The 18,005-nt window shown below is 35.4% G+C and carries 14 protein-coding genes; 3 read left to right on the top strand and 11 right to left on the bottom strand.

What is annotated here, in order from left to right; genetic code table 11:
- From lolA1 to nhaC, 9 genes are all read right to left on the bottom strand, one after another.
- A complete protein-coding gene (gene lolA1 / locus AEQSU_RS15165; protein ID WP_014783752.1) occupies positions 1 to 639 on the bottom strand; it encodes an outer membrane lipoprotein periplasmic chaperone LolA1 in 639 nt (212 codons plus the stop codon).
- A gap of 1 nt (position 640) precedes the next feature.
- Complete coding sequence (locus AEQSU_RS15160) at positions 641 to 2,986, bottom strand: DNA translocase FtsK (protein ID WP_014783751.1); 2,346 nt, start codon at positions 2,984 to 2,986, stop codon at positions 641 to 643.
- Between the two features lie 192 nt (positions 2,987 to 3,178).
- Positions 3,179 to 3,745: a hypothetical protein gene (locus AEQSU_RS15155; protein ID WP_014783750.1), complete on the bottom strand. Its 567-nt coding sequence runs from the start codon at positions 3,743 to 3,745 to the stop codon at positions 3,179 to 3,181.
- Positions 3,746 to 3,817: 72 nt separating this feature from the next.
- Positions 3,818 to 4,177: a diacylglycerol kinase gene (locus AEQSU_RS15150; protein WP_014783749.1), complete on the bottom strand. Its 360-nt coding sequence runs from the start codon at positions 4,175 to 4,177 to the stop codon at positions 3,818 to 3,820.
- The gene (tpx, locus tag AEQSU_RS15145) at positions 4,177 to 4,677 is read right to left on the bottom strand and encodes a thiol peroxidase (protein WP_014783748.1); all 501 of its coding nucleotides are present in this window, start codon (positions 4,675 to 4,677) and stop codon (positions 4,177 to 4,179) included. The genes AEQSU_RS15150 and tpx overlap by 1 nt, the downstream gene beginning before the upstream one ends.
- Positions 4,678 to 4,824: 147 nt before the next feature.
- Complete coding sequence (locus tag AEQSU_RS15140) at positions 4,825 to 5,073, bottom strand: DUF6952 family protein (protein ID WP_014783747.1); 249 nt, start codon at positions 5,071 to 5,073, stop codon at positions 4,825 to 4,827.
- Entirely contained in the window at positions 5,054 to 5,368 is a 315-nt protein-coding gene (locus AEQSU_RS15135) for a thioredoxin family protein (RefSeq protein ID WP_014783746.1), read from the bottom strand. Before AEQSU_RS15135 ends, AEQSU_RS15140 begins: the two co-directional genes overlap by 20 nt.
- Positions 5,369 to 5,370: 2 nt before the next feature.
- Positions 5,371 to 6,006 (bottom strand): peroxiredoxin, encoded by a 636-nt coding sequence (locus tag AEQSU_RS15130; protein WP_014783745.1) that lies wholly within the window; start codon positions 6,004 to 6,006, stop codon positions 5,371 to 5,373.
- A gap of 272 nt (positions 6,007 to 6,278) precedes the next feature.
- Positions 6,279 to 7,781, bottom strand: coding sequence for a Na+/H+ antiporter NhaC (gene nhaC / locus AEQSU_RS15125; RefSeq protein ID WP_014783744.1), 1,503 nt, complete (start codon positions 7,779 to 7,781; stop codon positions 6,279 to 6,281).
- A gap of 211 nt (positions 7,782 to 7,992) precedes the next feature.
- Here nhaC and AEQSU_RS16280 point away from each other — a divergent pair, with 211 nt between their 5' ends.
- A complete protein-coding gene (locus AEQSU_RS16280) occupies positions 7,993 to 9,732 on the top strand; it encodes an autotransporter adhesin (RefSeq protein ID WP_014783743.1) in 1,740 nt (579 codons plus the stop codon).
- A 47-nt stretch (positions 9,733 to 9,779) separates the two neighbouring features.
- On the opposite strand, the gene AEQSU_RS15115 is transcribed toward AEQSU_RS16280, so the two are convergent.
- Positions 9,780 to 10,979, bottom strand: coding sequence for an aminotransferase class I/II-fold pyridoxal phosphate-dependent enzyme (locus AEQSU_RS15115; RefSeq protein WP_014783742.1), 1,200 nt, complete (start codon positions 10,977 to 10,979; stop codon positions 9,780 to 9,782).
- Between the two features lie 150 nt (positions 10,980 to 11,129).
- Here AEQSU_RS15115 and AEQSU_RS15110 point away from each other — a divergent pair, with 150 nt between their 5' ends.
- Both AEQSU_RS15110 and lpdA read left to right on the top strand, forming a co-directional pair.
- Positions 11,130 to 12,728, top strand: coding sequence for a S41 family peptidase (locus AEQSU_RS15110; RefSeq protein ID WP_014783741.1), 1,599 nt, complete (start codon positions 11,130 to 11,132; stop codon positions 12,726 to 12,728).
- A gap of 197 nt (positions 12,729 to 12,925) precedes the next feature.
- The gene (gene lpdA / locus AEQSU_RS15105; protein ID WP_014783740.1) at positions 12,926 to 14,329 is read left to right on the top strand and encodes a dihydrolipoyl dehydrogenase; all 1,404 of its coding nucleotides are present in this window, start codon (positions 12,926 to 12,928) and stop codon (positions 14,327 to 14,329) included.
- Positions 14,330 to 14,399: 70 nt separating this feature from the next.
- Here the strand turns inward: lpdA and AEQSU_RS15100 are convergent, their stop codons facing one another.
- On the bottom strand, positions 14,400 to 17,966 hold the full coding sequence (locus AEQSU_RS15100; protein ID WP_014783739.1) for a TraB/GumN family protein: 3,567 nt from the start codon (positions 17,964 to 17,966) through the stop codon (positions 14,400 to 14,402).
- Positions 17,967 to 18,005: the final 39 nt, after the last annotated feature.

Raw genomic sequence — 18,005 nt, 5'->3', positions numbered from 1 at the left:
TTAAAGCTTGTTTAAGTAGTAACCGTCTTTTTTGTATTTGGCCTCGTCAAAAGTAAACAAGGTTTTGGAAACAGGTTGATTTGTTTTGAATGAATTAACCGTAAGTGTGTATTTAGTACCCTTAGCATCGGTCTGAATCAATTTGTAAATATGCTTTGTTTGCGAATCGATGCCCAAAAGAATGTCTTTTATTTCGGCTTTTGAATCAATTGGAATCAATTTTACAAACTGAATTTTTCTACCTTTTACGTTTTGCTCAATGTCCATTTTGTAAGTATAACCTTTTTCATAAAAAGTGAGCATTTTTGAAGGCGTAACTTCTTTGTCATCCTTCGGATTGTATGCCGAAATGGTCACCTCTTCATCCTCTGGAACAATGGTGTAAATATTTTTTCCGTCGAAAATACGTGTGGTTCCAAGCATATTTAGCACATACTTATCGCCTTGAAGCGTAACATCGCCACGAGTTTCTTGGTTTACGTTTTCTTTGGAATTGTTCAAGTTGTATTTAAAGTCGATAGTAATATTATCGTAGCTTTTCGCTTTTGCTGAAACTTCCTTAAGCAAGGTTTTTGCATCCTGAGCTTGAGAGAAAGTTGTAATAAAAAGAGCGATTAAAATAATTGTTAACTTCTTCATTTTAATTGTTATTTGTTTCGTTATCTAAAAGTTGATTTAAAGCATCAATCGTTGGAACCGTGACTTGTCTGGCTTTGCTGCCTTCAAAAGGGCCAACGATACCCGCCGCTTCCATTTGGTCTATTATTCTACCTGCACGGTTGTACCCAAGTTTAAGCTTTCGTTGTAATAATGAAGCAGAACCTTGTTGCGCAATTACCAATACTTCTGCGGCTTCGCGGAACAATTTGTCGCGTTCCCCTATGTCATTATCAAGATTTGTGCCACCTTCCTCGCCAACATATTCTGGCAGTAAATATGCATCTGGATATGCTTTTTGTGAGCCAATAAAGTCTGTAATATCTGCAACCTCAGGAGTATCTACAAAAGCACATTGTATTCTAGTTAATTCATTACCTTGTGTGAAAAGCATATCCCCACGGCCTATAAGTTGGTCTGCGCCAGAATTGTCCAAAATGGTTCGTGAATCTATCTTACTCGTAACCCTAAAAGCAATACGAGCTGGGAAGTTTGCTTTTATAATACCTGTAATTACGTTTACAGAAGGTCTTTGCGTTGCAACAATTAAATGAATACCAATTGCTCTTGCAAGCTGGGCTAGACGGGCAATTGGAGTTTCAACTTCCTTTCCAGCGGTCATTATTAAATCTGCAAATTCATCTATTACCAAAATTATATAAGGTAAAAAACGATGTCCTTCATTAGGGTTTAGTTTTCTGTTTTTGAATTTAGTATTGTACTCTTTAATATTACGAACCATTGCGTCTTTCAGCAAATCGTAACGCGCGTCCATTTCAATACAAAGTGAATTTAAGGTGTTTATCACTTTGTTTGTATCTGTAATTATCGCTTCTTCAGTATCTGGAAGTTTAGCTAAGTAATGCCTTTCTATTTTGTTGAAAAGTGTAAGTTCCACTTTTTTGGGATCTACCAAAACGAATTTTACTTCAGCAGGATGTTTTTTGTACAAAAGTGAAGTAAGCACGGCATTTAAACCAACCGATTTACCTTGACCCGTTGCACCAGCCATAAGCATATGCGGCATTTTGGCAAGATCTACTACAAATGTTTCATTGCTAATAGTTTTACCAAAAGCTATGGGAAGTTCCATTTCTGCATTTTGAAACTTAGCAGAAGCAATCACCGAGCGCATGGAAACCATTTTTGGGTTTTTGTTTGGCACTTCAATACCAATGGTTCCACGACCTGGAATTGGCGCTATAATACGTATTCCTAATGCTGAAAGGGAAAGCGCAATATCGTCTTCAAGGTTTTTTATTTTTGAAATTCTGACTCCAGCATCTGGCACAATTTCATAAAGTGTTACGGTTGGTCCTACTGTGGCTTTTATGCTGGAAATACCAATTTTATAATTGTTTAGCGTTTCAACAATTTTGTTTTTGTTTTCTTCAAGTTCTTCTTGGTCAATTGTAATTCCAGCACCCACTGTGTGATCGCGTAGCAGATTAATACTTGGGAATTTATACTTGCTCAATTCCAGCGTAGGATCAAATTCGCCAAAATCTTTTACTAACTGTTCACTTTTATTTTCTACTTCTTCTTCCTCGGTGGCGGTTTCAACTTCCATTTCCACATCGCCTTCAATATCAGACTTTAGAATTATTTTTTCAAGGGGTGGTGGAGTGGTTACTTTTTCTTCAATATATGGTTCTGGAAGTTCTTCGTCATCTTCAACTTCATCTTCGTTTTTGATTTCAATTTTGTTTTCGATTTCATTCGAAGCTAATTCCGAAGTAATTTGCTTTTTTGACTTTTTCAAAGCATCTACAGCCATTTCAGGAGTTAGTTTTAACCGAACTACTAAATAGATTATCAACACGAAAATCATAACGAGCATTGCACCAACAAAGCCCATATAATCTTGCATCAGGTCATTGGTTTCATACCCTATAATTCCGCTGAAAATGCTCGTTTTTTCGCCAAAGAATCCGAAGAATACCGAAATCCAAAGCATCAATAGCAATCCCCAAAACCAGAATTTGGCTAATTGTTTTTTAGCATAATCAAAGAAATAATAAACGCCGGTAAGAATTACAAGGGAAGCTAAAATAAAGGCAGAAATACCGAAGCCATCATAAATGAAGAAATGAGCCACGTTTGCACCAAACTTATTAAGCCAATTTTGAGTTTGCAGCTCACGTTCTGAAAGTAAACCGATTTCACTTTGGTCTGCTTGCCAAGTAAAAAAGTAGGAAACAAAGGAGAACAGCAAAGCTATTCCCAACAAAAACAAAAAGCTACCCAAAAGTATTTTCTGTTGTTTGGAAAGCGAAAAACTAATCTTTTTGCGCGGAGTTTTTGTGGTTGTTTTCTTCTTTTTGGCCATTAATGGAACGGTTGACTTTTCAGCAAAAATACAAATATCAATGAGGAAAATTTCAAATTAACATAAAAAACAAATTTGCCAATAGTTTGGTAGTTTTCAAATGTAATTTTAGTTCTATTAATTAAAGATTTCAGGTTCAATATTCATTATTATAATAGTTAAGGTCTTGAAGATTGAAGCTACTATATTTTTCTAATTTAATACTGAATTTTTCATATCAAAAGCCAATCCGATATATGTGTTGTTATTAAATTGAAATTCATCAATAATTTTCCAGCCTAGTTTTTGTGTGTGTGCTTTTTCAGAAATCACATTGATTTTATTGATGAAAGTTATTGAAATTGGATATTTTTTGACAAATTCAATCCTCATTTCTTCAAAGATTTGGTTTAATAAACCTTTGCTTCTGTAGGGTTTGTCTATGCAAACTGGACCGTATTGAAAACTATTTTTCACAGTTATTTCATTAGTATTGAATGACAATTGTGGAAATCGAGCCACCATAAAATTAAAAATTTCCCATTGTTTAAAATATTCCCAGCTTCCTGCGAAAGCATAGGCAATAATTAGATTGTTTTCATTTTCGGCAATGAAGATTCCGTTTTGTTTAGTAATTTCTTCTAATTGTGCGATTGTGAAAGGCGTAGTTACAAAGCCATTTTCACGATCCTTTTCGGATAGATTTTTAAATAAATATTTTTCTTGAAGCTGTTGCACTCCTTCAATATCACTTTTGCTTCCAATTCTTGTTTTTATCATTTTGATACTTTTTAAAATTGAACATATCAATAATTAACTCACAAGATATGTGATTTTACATTTTTTTAAAACCTAAAACTTCGGAATATAAATTATACATCCAATGACAACAGCAGTTAAAGCAGCAAAAAAGACAGCGCCGGCAGCTATATCTTTTATTAAACCAATTTTATTATGAAAGTCTGGATGTACGAAATCTGCAATCTCTTCTGCTGCGGAATTTAAGCCTTCTGTGCTCAAAACCAATCCAATAGATAAAATCTGAAACATCCATTCGGTTGCAGAAATTTCAAAATAGAACCCAGCAATGGTCATAACTATACCAATTATAGCTTGAACCTGTATGCTAGCTTCATTCCGAAGTAAAAGGAAAGCGCCTTTTATGGCATAACCGCCACCTTTTAAACGCTTTCCCAAATAGGTATTCCACATTATAAAAGTGGTTTTAATGCTGCTTGATAATTAGGCTCTTCGCCAATTTCTGGAACAAGTTGACTGTGTATTACTTTTCCATTTTCGTCCAAAACCACCACGGCTCTTGAATGTAGTCCCTGAAAAGCACCAGTTGTCATATCTACGCCATAATTTTTTCCGAAGTTACCATCACGAAAATCTGAAAGCATTTCTAGATTATTAATTCCTTCTGCTGCGCAAAAACGTTTTTGGGCGAAAGGCAAATCTTTTGAAATGCAAAGAATTTTTGTATTATCTAGTTTTGAAGCTTCTTCGTTAAACTTTCTTGCCGAAGTTGCACAAACACCAGTATCTATGCTTGGAAAAATATTCATCACTACGCGTGAGCCTTTAAAATCTGAAAGTTTTTTCGAGCTTAAATCCTGTGCAGTAAGGTTAAAATCTGGAGCGGTATCTCCTGTATTTGGTAGGTTTCCAATTGTTTCTATTTCGTTTCCTCCTAATGTTATTGTAGCCATTATTTTAATTTTTAAAAATGAAGGATAAAGGTACCAATTCGTTTTTTGTTAAAGTGTCAAGAAGTTCTTAAAGAAAACGAATTCCTCTAAATGTAAAAGTCCCTTCACAAAATTGTAAAGGGACTTTTCAAAATAAATTATTAAATGCTATCGGTCTATAGAACCCAACACTTTTTGTGCAAATGTATTTGCAGCGTCGCGCTCTGGCATTCCGTCTTCAATCATTTTATGAACTTCTACCGCGCCGCAAAGGTTGGTAATTAGCTCTCCAATGATGTCTAGTTCTTCGTCTGTGATTCGGTTGTATTCACTAAACGACTCCAAAACTTCCACACAGTTTTCAATCTGTTCAATGGAATTGTTCTTTTGAATATGTCTAATTACTGGTAACTTCATCTACAAGATCTTTTAAAAGTTCGAATTTGTTGGTCTGTACTTGGTTTACCAATTCGCCATTTTTGAAAGTTGCGAAAGTTGGTAAATTATCTACATTCGCCATTTTTCTACTTTCCGGGAATTTTTCAGCATCCACCAAAACAAATTTATAATCTTCAGTTTCTGAAGCCAACTTTTTAAATTTCGGCTTCATCACTCTACAATTGCCACACCAACCTGCTGAAAATTGAACGATTACGTTTTTTTCTTCAGAAACCAGCTGTTGCAGGCTATCATCTTTTAATTCAATTACCATAATTAATTTCTTAAGTATGTTGCAACACCTTCGCGATTAGCGATCATTGCTTCTTTTCCTTCTTCCCAGTTTGCTGGACAAACTTCCCCGTTTTTCTGAACGTGTGCGTAAGCATCTACCAATCTAAGGTATTCGTTTACATTTCTACCTAGTGGCATATCATTTACACTTTCGTGGAAAATTTTCCCTTCTTCGTCAATTAGGTAAGTTGCACGATACGTAACGTTACTTCCATCTACCATCAAAAGGCCTGTTTCTTCATCATAACGTTCGTTTGAAATATCAAGAATACCAAGTGCGTTTGAAAGGTTGCGGTTCGTGTCTGCAATTAAAGGATAAGTAACACCTTCAATTCCACCTTGATCCTTTGGAGTGTTCAACCAAGCAAAGTGAACTTCCGCAGAATCACAAGATGCTCCAATAATCATTGTATTTCTATCTTCAAATTTTGAAAGTACTTCTTGAAAAGAGTGAATTTCAGTTGGACAAACAAATGTGAAATCTTTTGGATACCAAAAAAGCAATACTTTTTTGTTGTTCTTTTTTGCTTCTTCAAGCACGTTTAGTTTAAAAGTGTCTCCCATTTCGTTCATTGCATCTACTGTAATGTTTGGGAATTTTTTTCCTACTAATGACATATTTTATTATTTATTGTTATTGTTTATTTACTACGGCAAAGATAGGAAGTATGCCCGCTGAAGGAAGATATAACGAATGGATTAACTTATAAACCGATAGGTTTTGATAATAGGTTAATTTTTTAACAATAAATAAAAGTTATATGTCTTTGTTTGAATGAAGTAGAAATATTTTAAAAATAGATGAAAGATCAAAATTGTTTCGATTAATTATTTTTGAAATAAAATAGGTAGTCCTACGTCTTAAGTCTTATCGTCTTATGTACAGTAAATTATGCTTTTACTGGAGAAGCGAGCTGTCTAATTTTTATCCTGAAAGCGGCAAAAAGAAGTGTCATAAAAGGACTCAGCCAGTTAAAAATTGCATAACCTGCATAATGAAGTGTATCTACACCCAAAACAGTACTCTGATAGGCTCCACAAGTATTCCACGGTACCAATACAGAAGTAACAGTACCAGAATCCTCCAATGTTCGCGAAAGGTTTTCAGGAGCAAGGCCTTTATCTCTAAAAGCTTTTGCATACATTTTTCCGGGGATTACAATTGCTAAATATTGGTCGCTCGCCGTTACATTTAATGCCAAACAGCTAAAAACGGTACTAGCAAATAATCCAAAAACAGTATGAAATACTTTTAATAATGCTTTACTAATTGCAGCCAAAGCACCAATAGCATCCATAACTCCTCCAAAAGTCATTGCACAAAGAATTAGCCAAATGGTTGGAAGCATTTTGCTCATACCCCCTCCGGTAAATAATCCTTTTAGTGCTTCATTGTCTGTTGGAATTGAAGATTCTATGGTAATAGCGTTCATAATTCCTCTATATGCTGTTCTAAAATCCAAAGAAGTTCCACCACCAATAGAGGTTACAATTTCTGGTTGAAAAATTAATGCGGCAACTCCACCTAAAAGAGTTCCTATTAATAAGGCGATTAAAGGAGAAGTTTTCTTGATAATTAACACAATCACTATAACGGGAACTACAAACAACCAAGGACTAACGTGAATTGCCTTATTTACGGAAGCTAAGATTAAATGCGTATCTGCTTTTCCGGTAGTATCTAAATTGAGACCTATAATAATAAAGACAATTAAGGTAATAATGATTGTAGGTACGGTAGTGTAAAGCATGTACTTAATGTGAGTAAACAAATCCGTTCCAGCCATTGCTGGAGCAAGGTTTGTTGTATCGCTCATTGGTGAGATTTTATCACCGAAATAGGCGCCAGATAGCACAGCACCAGCCGTCATTCCTAATGGAACGTGCAGAGCATCTGCAATACCAATTAAGGCAATACCCACCGTTGCTGAAGTTGTCCAACTACTTCCCGTTGCAACAGAAATTATTGCACAAATAATAACACAGGCGGCAAGAAAAATTGTTGGATTCAATACTTGTAGACCATAATAAATCATCGTTGGTATAATACCGCTTATGAGCCAAGTTCCGGCCAAAGCTCCAACCATTAGTAGAATTAAAATAGCACTAGCTGTAGATTTTATGTTTACAGCTACTTCCTCTACCATTTGCTCAAAATTCACTTTGTTGAAAAAACCAACAATAGCAGCTACGGCAGCGCCAAGCAAAAGAACAAATTGATTACTACCTCCTAAAGGGTTATCGTCTTCACCATTATAAGCCACAAGTACATTGTACGCCAACATTGCAATCAATGCAACAACAGGAATCAGTGCCTCCCAAATATTCAGTTCTACGTTTTCTACAACTTGGTCGTCTTTGGGATCTGTTGGCTTGATGTCTTGGCTTTGCATACGGAAGTAATATTTTTTGGTATGTAATGTTACGATTTTGTGAAAAGGTATGCAAATTAAACAAAAATGAATAAAAATAATCTGGTCTACTTAATTTAAACTCTAGGACTCTTCTTGTTTCTTTAATACAAAGTTTTTTTTGTCATTAATAAATTGTTAATTATCATTAGGAAAAAACTTAAACAATTGTAAGTTTGCGAAAAATTAATTTATGAAATTTTTATCCCCAATTTTAATTGTATTTGCAATAACGTTTTCATCCTACGCTCAGGTGGGAGTTGGAACAACAACACCCAGAGCTGCTTTGGAAATAAACAGTTCCATACCTGGCGGTTTATTAATTCCAACTTATGCATTAAGGGGAAATATTGATACTAATACCGTTATAAATCCCAACGGAGGTGCTTTGGTTGCAGGAACATTAATATTCAATACAGCAACAATTATTGGAAATAATCCAATTACTCCTGGATATGTTTATTGGAACGGAACTATTTGGGTACAAATGACACCGGCGGCTTCTGTTGATAAATGGAATTTAAGGGGAAACACCGTTGTAGACGCCGACTTTTTAGGAACTATAAATGATAAACCAATAAAATTTAGAGTAAAGAATATCGAACGTGTTCAATTTACAAATAGTGGACAGATTGTGCCAATAAATCTAACAGAAAGTATATTAATTGGCGAAAATTCTCGCGTCGGTTTAAATAATGTTGAACAGGGTGTTTCAATAGGAAAAAATGCTATTACGAATCAATACCGGTCAGTTGCGGTAGGTTCGGAAGCTGAGGCAATCGGAGATAGATCAGTTGCATTAGGAGAGGGTGCAAGGGCAACTACAAATAATGCGGTTGCTCTTGGTTCTAGGGCAGAAGCTATATCTGCAAATACTGCAAGCGCAGTGGCAATTGGAGTTTTAAGCAAAGCACGAGGTTCTAGTTCCATAGCAATTGGAGATACATCAGAATCATTTGGTGCTAATTCTGTAGCTATCGGTAATAGAGCGCAATCTAATTTTAATGATCCAAATAAAACGAACGGGATTGCTATTGGTTTAAGAAGTAAAGCAGAAGGTGCAAGTTCAACAGCAGTAGGTCAAGTTGCTCAAGCTATTGGAGATAACTCAGTTGCAATAGGAGATATTTCCCAAGCAACTAATTCAAATACTATTGCTGTGGGGCGTGATGCGCAAGCAACAGGTTCTAACTCAACTGCGGTAGGTCAGGCTAGTAGAGCTATTCAAACAAACTCATCCGCTTTTGGAAATGGAGCAGTAACCACATTAGCAAACCAAGTTGTTCTTGGAAATACAAGTATTGCCGAAGTTAAAACAGCGGGTAAATTAAATATTGGACGCACTGACAACAATACAAATTATATTATGCCAAATACACGTGGAGCTAATAATCAAGTTCTACAAACAGATGGGTCAGGAAATGTTACTTGGAAAACACCAACTGCTGGAGGAAGTGTAGCACCGAAATATGGAGAGATATTTTTAAAAGATGATGTAGATTTCCAATTTTCTCAATATAATGATAACCTTGCTTTGCCTGCAAGTTTTGCTGCTGGAAACGGAAGCGCCAATGTCGATTTACTTTTGAATGGAATTAGATATACCGGATCCCCGAGTTCTGCACCATTTAAGGTAACTTATACAATCACTTATAAAGTTATGAACGGAATGATTCCCTATGCTCCTGATATTAAATCTGTTGAATTTTATCTTTCAAAAAATAATTCTGGTAGAATACCTTCTACATCAATTTATACAGAAATCACAGATGACAAAATACATACTGTTACGGTAGTAAAAATTTTACAGCTTGATGCAGAACAAACTTATTTTATCCAGGCAGGTAAGACAGATTCTGCCACACCAAATGCTCAAACGCCAAAAATTAAAATATTCGCTAATATGACCAATTTAACTATAGAGTCACTATAAAAAACACAGAAGGAATGTCCAAAAATTCTTTAAAAATTTAGCGCTAATTACAAAACCCCAACCTCAACCATACACTCCCGCATCATCTTATAAGTACGCGCAATATCATTATCGAGCCCAATTGAAAAACGAATCAATCCATCACTAAGACCCATTTCCTTTTGTTCTTCTTCAGGTATTTCTGAAGAAGTGGAAGAACCTGGCGCGCTGAAAAGCGTTTTGTAGAAACCAAGACTTACTGCTAAGTATCCAAGATTACGTTCTTGCATCAGTTCCATCAATTCGTTGGCTTTATCAATTCCGCCAACATCGATAGTTAACATGCCACCAAAACCGTATTCCTTATTCATCATTTTTTTGAATAGTTCATGACCAGAGTGCGATTTTAGACCTGGATAAACAGTTTTTAAACCATCAGCTTCAAACTTTTCAGCTAAATACAAAGCGTTTTCACTGTGCTGTTTTATGCGAATATGAAGTGTTCTAAGGTTTTTCAAGATTGAAGCCGCACGAAGACTATCCATTGCAGGGCCTAAAAGCATATTTGCGCCATCAATCACGCTACGAAGGCTATTAATAAAATCCTGAGTTCCACAAGTTACGCCGCCCATGGTGTCGCTACTTCCATTGATGAATTTTGTTAAACTGTGCAAAACCACATCAGCTCCCATTTCAGCAGGAGAAAGGCTTAAAGGTGAAAACGTATTGTCAACCAACAATTGTAAGTTATGTTTTTTAGCAATTTTTGAAAGTGCTTCAATATCTGCAATCTCCAAAAGTGGATTGCTAACGGTTTCGCAATAAATGATCTTTGTGTTTTTTGTAATTGAGCTTTCCACTTGTTCAAGATTCGTGATATCTACAAAAGCCGTTTCAATATTCAATCTTGGAGCAAAGTTTTTTAGAAAAGCATAAGTTCCACCGTAAATTGTTCGGCTAGAAACTACGTGGTCGCCAGCTTTGCAGAGTTGTAAAATCGCTGGGGTTATCGCGCCCATTCCGCTAGCTGCAACATTTGCGGTTTCGGTGCCTTCCATCGCAGCTAATGCTTTGCCTAAATATAAATTGGAAGGGGTGGAATGACGCGAATAGAGATAACAGCCGTCTGCATTTCCTTCAAAAGTATCGAACATAGTTTTTGCTGAAAGAAAGGTATAGGTTGAAGAATCTGAAATGGAAGGATTAACTCCGCCAAATTCGCCAAAGTATTGTAAATCCTGAATATTGTCTGCGGGTTTGAAAGCCATAATCGTAGTTTTTTGGTTGTTGCACAAAATTGCGAAATTTGAGACGGATATAAAAATAAAGGCACTTTAATTATTCAAATTAAATCCGTATTTATGTGTCTTAAAATTAGAACTTTCATCGTTAATTTTTGATTATTAAAAAAGTACTTAATGCACATAAAATCACTTCTTTTCATAGCTTCTATTATTTTCACTTCCTGTAGCAGCATCAAAAAATATAATGAACAAATTAGCAAACTACATTCTCCACAAGAACTGAGAGAAGATGTTGATGCTGCATATAATCAGCTAAAAAAGTACCATCCACGGTTGTATCAATATACACCAAAAGAACAAATGGATTTTAAATTTGATAGTTTGAAAAATGCTATTAAAACTCCTTTATCTAGTAGAGATTTTTATGAAAAACTTGCGCCAGTAGTTGGAAGTGTGAGACAAGGTCACGTTAGTATTAGTCCTCCAAACATAAAGCGAAGCCGAAAAGAGCGAAAGAATTATAAAGATAAGGCCTTTGCTTTTAACACCATGGATTTTGAATATCTTGAAAACACATTATGGCTTACCAACGCCAAGGGCAAGGAATCTTTGCTTATTGGGAGTGAGGTCGCGGCTGTAGAAGATAAAACACCAAAAGAGCTCATCGAAAAATATAATACTCTGATTGCGAGTGATGGTTTCAATAAAACCTTATTTGATGGTATTGTTGGTTCAAGGTTTACGCGTTATTACCTTAAAAACAATGGCTTTCAAGATAGCATTCACGTAACTTTTAAAAACACGGATTCAATTTTTACTCGAACTATACTTTGGAAGAAGAAAAAGGATGCCAAAGAAAATTCCAAAGATTCTATTGCAAATGATAGTATTGATAAATTGGTTGTGAAAAAATTAACCAAAGAAGAAAGAAAAGCCGAAAGAACTGCAGAGCGTTTAAAAAGAAAATACAATAGTAAACGAGGATATATAGAAAGTAAAAATGAATATACCAGAACATTTGATTTAATAGGCGCTGACAGCTTAGTGGCTTATATGAAAATTAGAGGTTTTTCTAATGGAAACCCTGAGGATTTTTATGCAGAAAGTTTTAAAACCATAGACTCTTTAGGAGTTAAAACTATGATTTTAGACCTGCGAAACAATGGCGGTGGAAGTTTAGATGAAATTGATAACCTGTATTCCTATTTTACAGAAACTCCATACACACTTGTGGAACCTAGTGAAGTTACTACCAGAATTCCATTTCTACCTAGTTTTGTAAACAATACAAGCCCAGTTTTTCTTAAGGGCTTGGCTATAGTTTTTGCTCCAGTAATCATAACCCACAATCTTCTTAAAACGAAGAAAATAGATGGTACTATTTACTACAGATTAAAATCTTCCAAAGAACACAAACCCAATCCACAAAATTATAAAGGCAAGCTATACGTTTTAATAAACGGGAATTCCTTTTCTGCATCTTCCATTCTTTCCACACAATTAAAAGCAACTAATAAAGCAACATTTGTAGGTCAGGAAACAGGCGGCGCTTATAATGGCACGGTCGCAGGAATTATGAAAGGCTATGAACTGCCCAATTCTAAAATCGTGATGCGCTTAGGCCTAATGCAAATTGAAACCTTCTACAACGTTGAGCCCGATGGTTTTGGGGTTACAGTAGATAAAGAAATTATACCCACAAGAGCTGATAGAGAAGCAAAAAGAGATCCAGAAATTGACTGGATTTTAAATGATATAAAAAGCAATGAGTAAGTTTTTATATTAAAAATATTTTTGTTCCTATTCTGCATCACAAATAAAGCAGGAAAATTAATTGGCACGCGATAAATCACGAGCCTACGAATATGGTTAACTGAATACTGCTACTGAATACTGAACACTTTCAAAAAAACTTTAAAACCAATGAACAGTATTGTACCTTTGCCACTTCATTTAAAAAAAGATTCAAGATGTCAAAATATGATGTAGCAATAATAGGTTCAGGTCCTGGAGGATATGTAGCAGCAATACGTTGCGCACAATTGGGTATGAAAACCGCAATCATTGAAAAATATAGTGTTTTGGGTGGAACTTGCCTAAACGTGGGTTGTATTCCCAGCAAAGCATTGTTAGATTCTTCGCATCATTACGAAGATGCTATGAAGCATTTTGAAGAACACGGCATCGAGATTCCAGGCGATATAAAGCTGAATTTCAAAAAAATGATAGAACGCAAAGCTTCGGTTGTAGATCAAACTACCAAAGGAATTGCGTTTTTGATGGACAAAAACAAAATTGACGTTTTCACAGGAATGGGCGCTTTTAAAGATGCTACCCACATTGAAATCACAAATGGTAAGAAAACTGAAACCATTGAAGCTGCAAATACTATAATTGCTACTGGTAGCAAGCCTTCAACGCTTCCTTTTATAAAACTTGATAAAGACCGAGTTATAACTTCTACTGAAGCATTAAGTTTAAAAGAAATACCGAAACACCTTGTAGTTATTGGTGGTGGCGTGATTGGTCTTGAACTAGGTCAAGTCTATCATCGTTTAGGTTCAGAAGTTACTGTAGTTGAATATATGGACAGAATTATCCCAACAATGGATGCTGCTCAAAGCAAGGAATTGTTAAAGGTTATGAAGAAACAAGGTGTGAAATTCAATCTTTCGCATAAAGTTTCCGCAGTTTCTAAAAAGGGAAAAGAAGTAACCGTTACTGCAACCGATAAAAACGATAAAGAAGTTACATTCAAAGGTGATTATTGCTTGGTTTCCGTTGGAAGAAAACCTTACACAGATGGTTTAAAAGCTGAAAACGCTGGCGTGAAAATCACCGAACGCGGTATGATTGACGTTAACGACCATCTTCAAACAAATATTAAAAACATATACGCCATTGGTGATGTAGTTCGTGGGGCAATGCTGGCGCACAAAGCTTCGGAAGAAGGCGTTTTGGTTGCTGAAATAATCGCTGGACAAAAACCACATATTGACTATAACCTAATTCCTGGCGTGGTTTACACTTGGCCTGAAGTTGCTTCTGTTGGAAAAACTGAAGAGCAACTTAAAGAAGCGAAAGTTGAATATAAAGTTGGTCAATTCCCAATGCGTGCTTTAGGAAGAAGTCGCGCCAGTGGTGATACCGATGGTTTTGTGAAAATCCTTTCAGATAAAAAAACTGATGAGGTTTTAGGCGTTCATATGGTAGGCGCCCGCGTTGCAGATTTAATTGCTGAAGCCGTTGTTGCGATGGAATTCCGTGCTAGCGCTGAAGATATTGCAAGAATGAGCCACGCGCACCCAACTTATGCGGAAGCTGTTAAAGAAGCCGCGCTTGCTGCTACAGATGATAGAGCATTAAACATTTAAAATATTATTATTCATGAATTCAAAAAGTCCTGCTTACGCGGGACTTTTGCATTTATCTACTTTTTTGGGATTATTCTTCTATTATAGAATCTTCGGAATTGGTAGCTTCTTTAATGATTTTGGTGGCTTGGGTTTGCCAGTTTTCTTCTACAGATTCCCAGTCTAGATATACGTTGGCCAATTTGAAATTTGAAAAATCTATGGCAGTTTCTTCTACAACTCCAAGGAATTGTTCATCTTCACGTTTATCTTCTCCAAAGGAATAAGTAAACGTGTAATAACATTTGTCGTCTACTATAGTTTCTCCCAAAAAGTTGAAAGCGCTAGGATATTCGTCATATTCCTCTCCAGCTGTGTTGTAAAGTGATAGTTTGGCAAATTCCTTCGGCTGTAAATACTCTTCTGGAATCATTTCGGTCTTTTCAGCATCTACAAGGCCTTCCATCAGTTCAAATCGAGAATATAAATCTTCTAAAGCTTCGTTCCAGATTTTAGGGTCTATTTCAATATCTAACTTTACGGAAGTTATTAAAGCTTCAGCTCGCAACCATCCATCCTTTTTAATGTTTTCTGAAAGCAACTTCAACGTTTTGCTTACTTCAGGGTTCTTTCCACCAATATCTTTGGAAAGTTTAATATAACTGCTAATGAGACTGTAAGTTAGGTAGTCGTTGTTTTTTCGGGCTATTGTGTCAATATATAATTGAGAATCTTTGTATAAATGCGAAATAAGTTTGTTTTTAAATAGCGGCATTTTGTCTCCGTTAAGACTGTCTCCAGAAATATTGTAAACATAGATTTCTGAGAGTTGGTCTCTATAATCATCTATATCTGCAAGTTTTGAAAAACGTGCATCGTTGGCGATGAATAGTGGAATAGTATCTGATAATGTGCTTAAAACCTCGTAAGGATTGTCTGAAATTCTTTCGGGTTTATGATTTTCCAATAAATCAAAATAGGTTGCTGCTGCTTCGCTGTTTTTCAGCATTAATATTTGTTCAAGAGCTTCCAAACTTCCATTGTAGCTGTTCTTTTCTTTTTTATAAAAATCGGTAAGTGTTTTTAATGTTTCAGGTTTTTCAAGGGAAGTTAGTGCATTGATTATATAATATTTCACACCATAAGTGAGGGTGTCGTCAGCATAACGTTTGTTCAAATTCTTTTTTAAGATTTTGTATTCAGAAGCATCAAAATCATAATATGACAAAGCTCCTTTGGCTGCTATAAATTTCGTTGAGTCTTTGGATTTTAAGTCTTTGAAAATTAAATCTGCTTTTGAATCAGTAAGATCAAATTTGTTTGATTTCTTCTTTATTTCGAAAGAATTAAAAAATTCATCCACTCTTGGCTCATTTATTTCTTCATCGCCTAAATAGGTTAAAAACAGCACGATAGTATCATCGTCCAGAAGTAATTTCATTCTTTGTTTTACGTCTGTATCGGAGTTTTGCATTCTAATCTCGCGCGCTGGTTTTCCAGCCATAGTGGTTGGAATGTTGCTTGTTAGAGAGTCATTATAATCGGTGAGCACTTCAATATAATCATCATAAAAAGCTTGAAGAGATTTTTTCCGCACGTATGGTTTCAGTTTTGATTGCTGAACCAAATAGGTGCCAGAAGTTTTAAGATCAAGGGAACTGTAATTTTTTATATAGCCATATTCCGATAAACCGCCAACAGATTCTGCTTCAATTACAACCTTTTCACTTGGAGCTTTAAAGGAATAATATTCATCTATGTTTACAATCGTATCGAAAGAGGCGTCGGCATAAGGTAGAAGTTTGAAAGAAGAGAAAAATTCATCATCTTCTGCGATTTTTTCACTTTCGTTGAAAGTTTGCGCCATTAATAAATACGTTCGGTTTCCACGTAAAAACAACTTTGCTATTGTGTGATATTTATCAGAAAACAATAGCTCATATTCTTTTCCTTCAGCGCCGTCCATTGTTATGTTTTTTGGCTCACCTATGGGCGTGCCTCGTTCTTTGAAAAAGTCTTCGAAGTAGATATAATAATCATCTTTTTGGTTTAAATAATAGCCAACGGGTTGATCATTATATCTAAAGAGGTAGATTGTGTTTTTCGCTTTATCTTCAGATGAAAAGATGTTTAAAACATAAGGCGATTCCTCGCTGCCATTCGGGTTAGGCGCTTCGTAGGAACGATCCAATTCAGCTTCTGGAATACGAATGCTATATGCTCCAATGCTATCTGTTTTGTTTCGCCAAACAGACGGTTCAACTTTTGGAGTGATAATTTTTATTGAATTAAAAAAAGCATCGGCATAGGGTGAGGTAACTTCTTCTAATGAACTTTCTGAAAAAAAAGTATATATAATTTTATTCACTAGCGTAAACTGCATTCGGGAAACACTCTTTTCCTTTTGAATAAAAACCTCAGTAAATGGAACACTGTCTATTAAAAATGTTTTTCTTTTTAGAACAGAGTACGTTGAGTCTTTAAGTTGACCTTTGATTATATTTTCTTCAAAGTCAAAACCTTCTTTTAGATTTTGATTTCTTAAATCAAGCACCATATAATGGAACGTGCCACCAAAAATAAGGTCGGTGCTGGTGAGCATTTCATAATTATCTCCAATTTTTAATGGAATCGGTTTTGTGGGAGTTAAAACGCTATATCCTAAAGATTCGTCCGTGTTAATTTGCCAGCGATCTGTATTCGGTTTTATAGCGAATTGTTGTTCTTCATCATTAAAACTGGCGCCCATCTTGCGGACAGTATATCCTTTTTTAGTAAGCAGTTCCAACATCCCGTTTTTTCCCGGTAAATGAGCCGTTCCCACAGCGGCGAAAACTGTTTTGTTCTGCATTATTTTGTCTAAGCTATTAACCATAACATTGTTGCGACTCACCATTATTTTATCGGCTGGACCAAAACTGTCTACATAGTTCAGGATATTATCTATATTACCATCATAATAAATTAGGATTAGCTCCTCTAACTGCTTGTTTAAGTCTGGACCGCTACTGTCCAAGATGTTTAGAATGCTTTTTTTCAAATCCTTTTCATCTAAATCTTTCTGTAGAGGAATTTGATCTTCAATTTTTTCAAGACCTGTTATTTCCTTGTTATTATTAAAAGCAATTCCATAGAGATAGGCATCTAGGAATGTGCGTCTATCATCTGGCTTATTCTGCTCCTTTGTTAGCATAGATTCAATCAATTGCGGATGCGAAATTGGAAAACTGTCAAGATCTGTTTTGTTTACTTTCTGAAATCTAACTTTTAGTCTTTCGTAATCTTCTTTAGACAAAATTTTCTTGAAAACATTTTCAGACTCTTTTGAAACATAATTTCTGCCAAAATCGGTATAAACGGAATCGGGGTTAATTTCTAAGGCAAACATTTCAGAATTTTTAATTGCCGGAATTACAGAATCACTAAACTGAAAAGCTCGGTTATCTTTGACGTGTATCGTGCCAAATAAATATGATTTTTTGTTGCTGTCCTTATGTTTAATTTCCCAAAGAAGTCCATAATCTTTACGGTCTTGGGCGATTAAAGTATTTAAATTGAAGAAAATAAAAATAGCTAGAAAAAGGAAACGGATAGTTCTACTCATAAAGAAAGACTGAAAAACGTTATTTTTTTCAATAATAGTAATTTTATAATTCATATTTATTTAAAAGGAAAATTTTAGCCTTTTTGGCTTTCA

Source organism: Aequorivita sublithincola DSM 14238, assembly GCF_000265385.1.
GTDB lineage: Bacteria > Bacteroidota > Bacteroidia > Flavobacteriales > Flavobacteriaceae > Aequorivita > Aequorivita sublithincola.
The sequence above is the reverse complement of the archived record's forward strand: the minus strand, read 5'-3'. Positions and strand labels throughout refer to the sequence as shown.

Bases quoted from the DNA above. Each gene is read 5' to 3' on its own strand.
- lolA1 (WP_014783752.1), bottom strand. From the start codon at position 639: ATGAAGAAGTTAACAATTATTTTAATCGCTCTTTTTATTACAACTTTC.
- AEQSU_RS15160 (WP_014783751.1), bottom strand. From the start codon at position 2,986: ATGGCCAAAAAGAAGAAAACAACCACAAAAACTCCGCGCAAAAAGATT.
- AEQSU_RS15155 (WP_014783750.1), bottom strand. From the start codon at position 3,745: ATGATAAAAACAAGAATTGGAAGCAAAAGTGATATTGAAGGAGTGCAA.
- AEQSU_RS15150 (WP_014783749.1), bottom strand. From the start codon at position 4,177: ATGTGGAATACCTATTTGGGAAAGCGTTTAAAAGGTGGCGGTTATGCC.
- tpx (WP_014783748.1), bottom strand. From the start codon at position 4,677: ATGGCTACAATAACATTAGGAGGAAACGAAATAGAAACAATTGGAAAC.
- AEQSU_RS15140 (WP_014783747.1), bottom strand. From the start codon at position 5,073: ATGAAGTTACCAGTAATTAGACATATTCAAAAGAACAATTCCATTGAA.
- AEQSU_RS15135 (WP_014783746.1), bottom strand. From the start codon at position 5,368: ATGGTAATTGAATTAAAAGATGATAGCCTGCAACAGCTGGTTTCTGAA.
- AEQSU_RS15130 (WP_014783745.1), bottom strand. From the start codon at position 6,006: ATGTCATTAGTAGGAAAAAAATTCCCAAACATTACAGTAGATGCAATG.
- nhaC (WP_014783744.1), bottom strand. From the start codon at position 7,781: ATGCAAAGCCAAGACATCAAGCCAACAGATCCCAAAGACGACCAAGTT.
- AEQSU_RS16280 (WP_014783743.1), top strand. From the start codon at position 7,993: ATGAAATTTTTATCCCCAATTTTAATTGTATTTGCAATAACGTTTTCA.
- AEQSU_RS15115 (WP_014783742.1), bottom strand. From the start codon at position 10,979: ATGGCTTTCAAACCCGCAGACAATATTCAGGATTTACAATACTTTGGC.
- AEQSU_RS15110 (WP_014783741.1), top strand. From the start codon at position 11,130: ATGCACATAAAATCACTTCTTTTCATAGCTTCTATTATTTTCACTTCC.
- lpdA (WP_014783740.1), top strand. From the start codon at position 12,926: ATGTCAAAATATGATGTAGCAATAATAGGTTCAGGTCCTGGAGGATAT.
- AEQSU_RS15100 (WP_014783739.1), bottom strand. From the start codon at position 17,966: ATGAATTATAAAATTACTATTATTGAAAAAAATAACGTTTTTCAGTCT.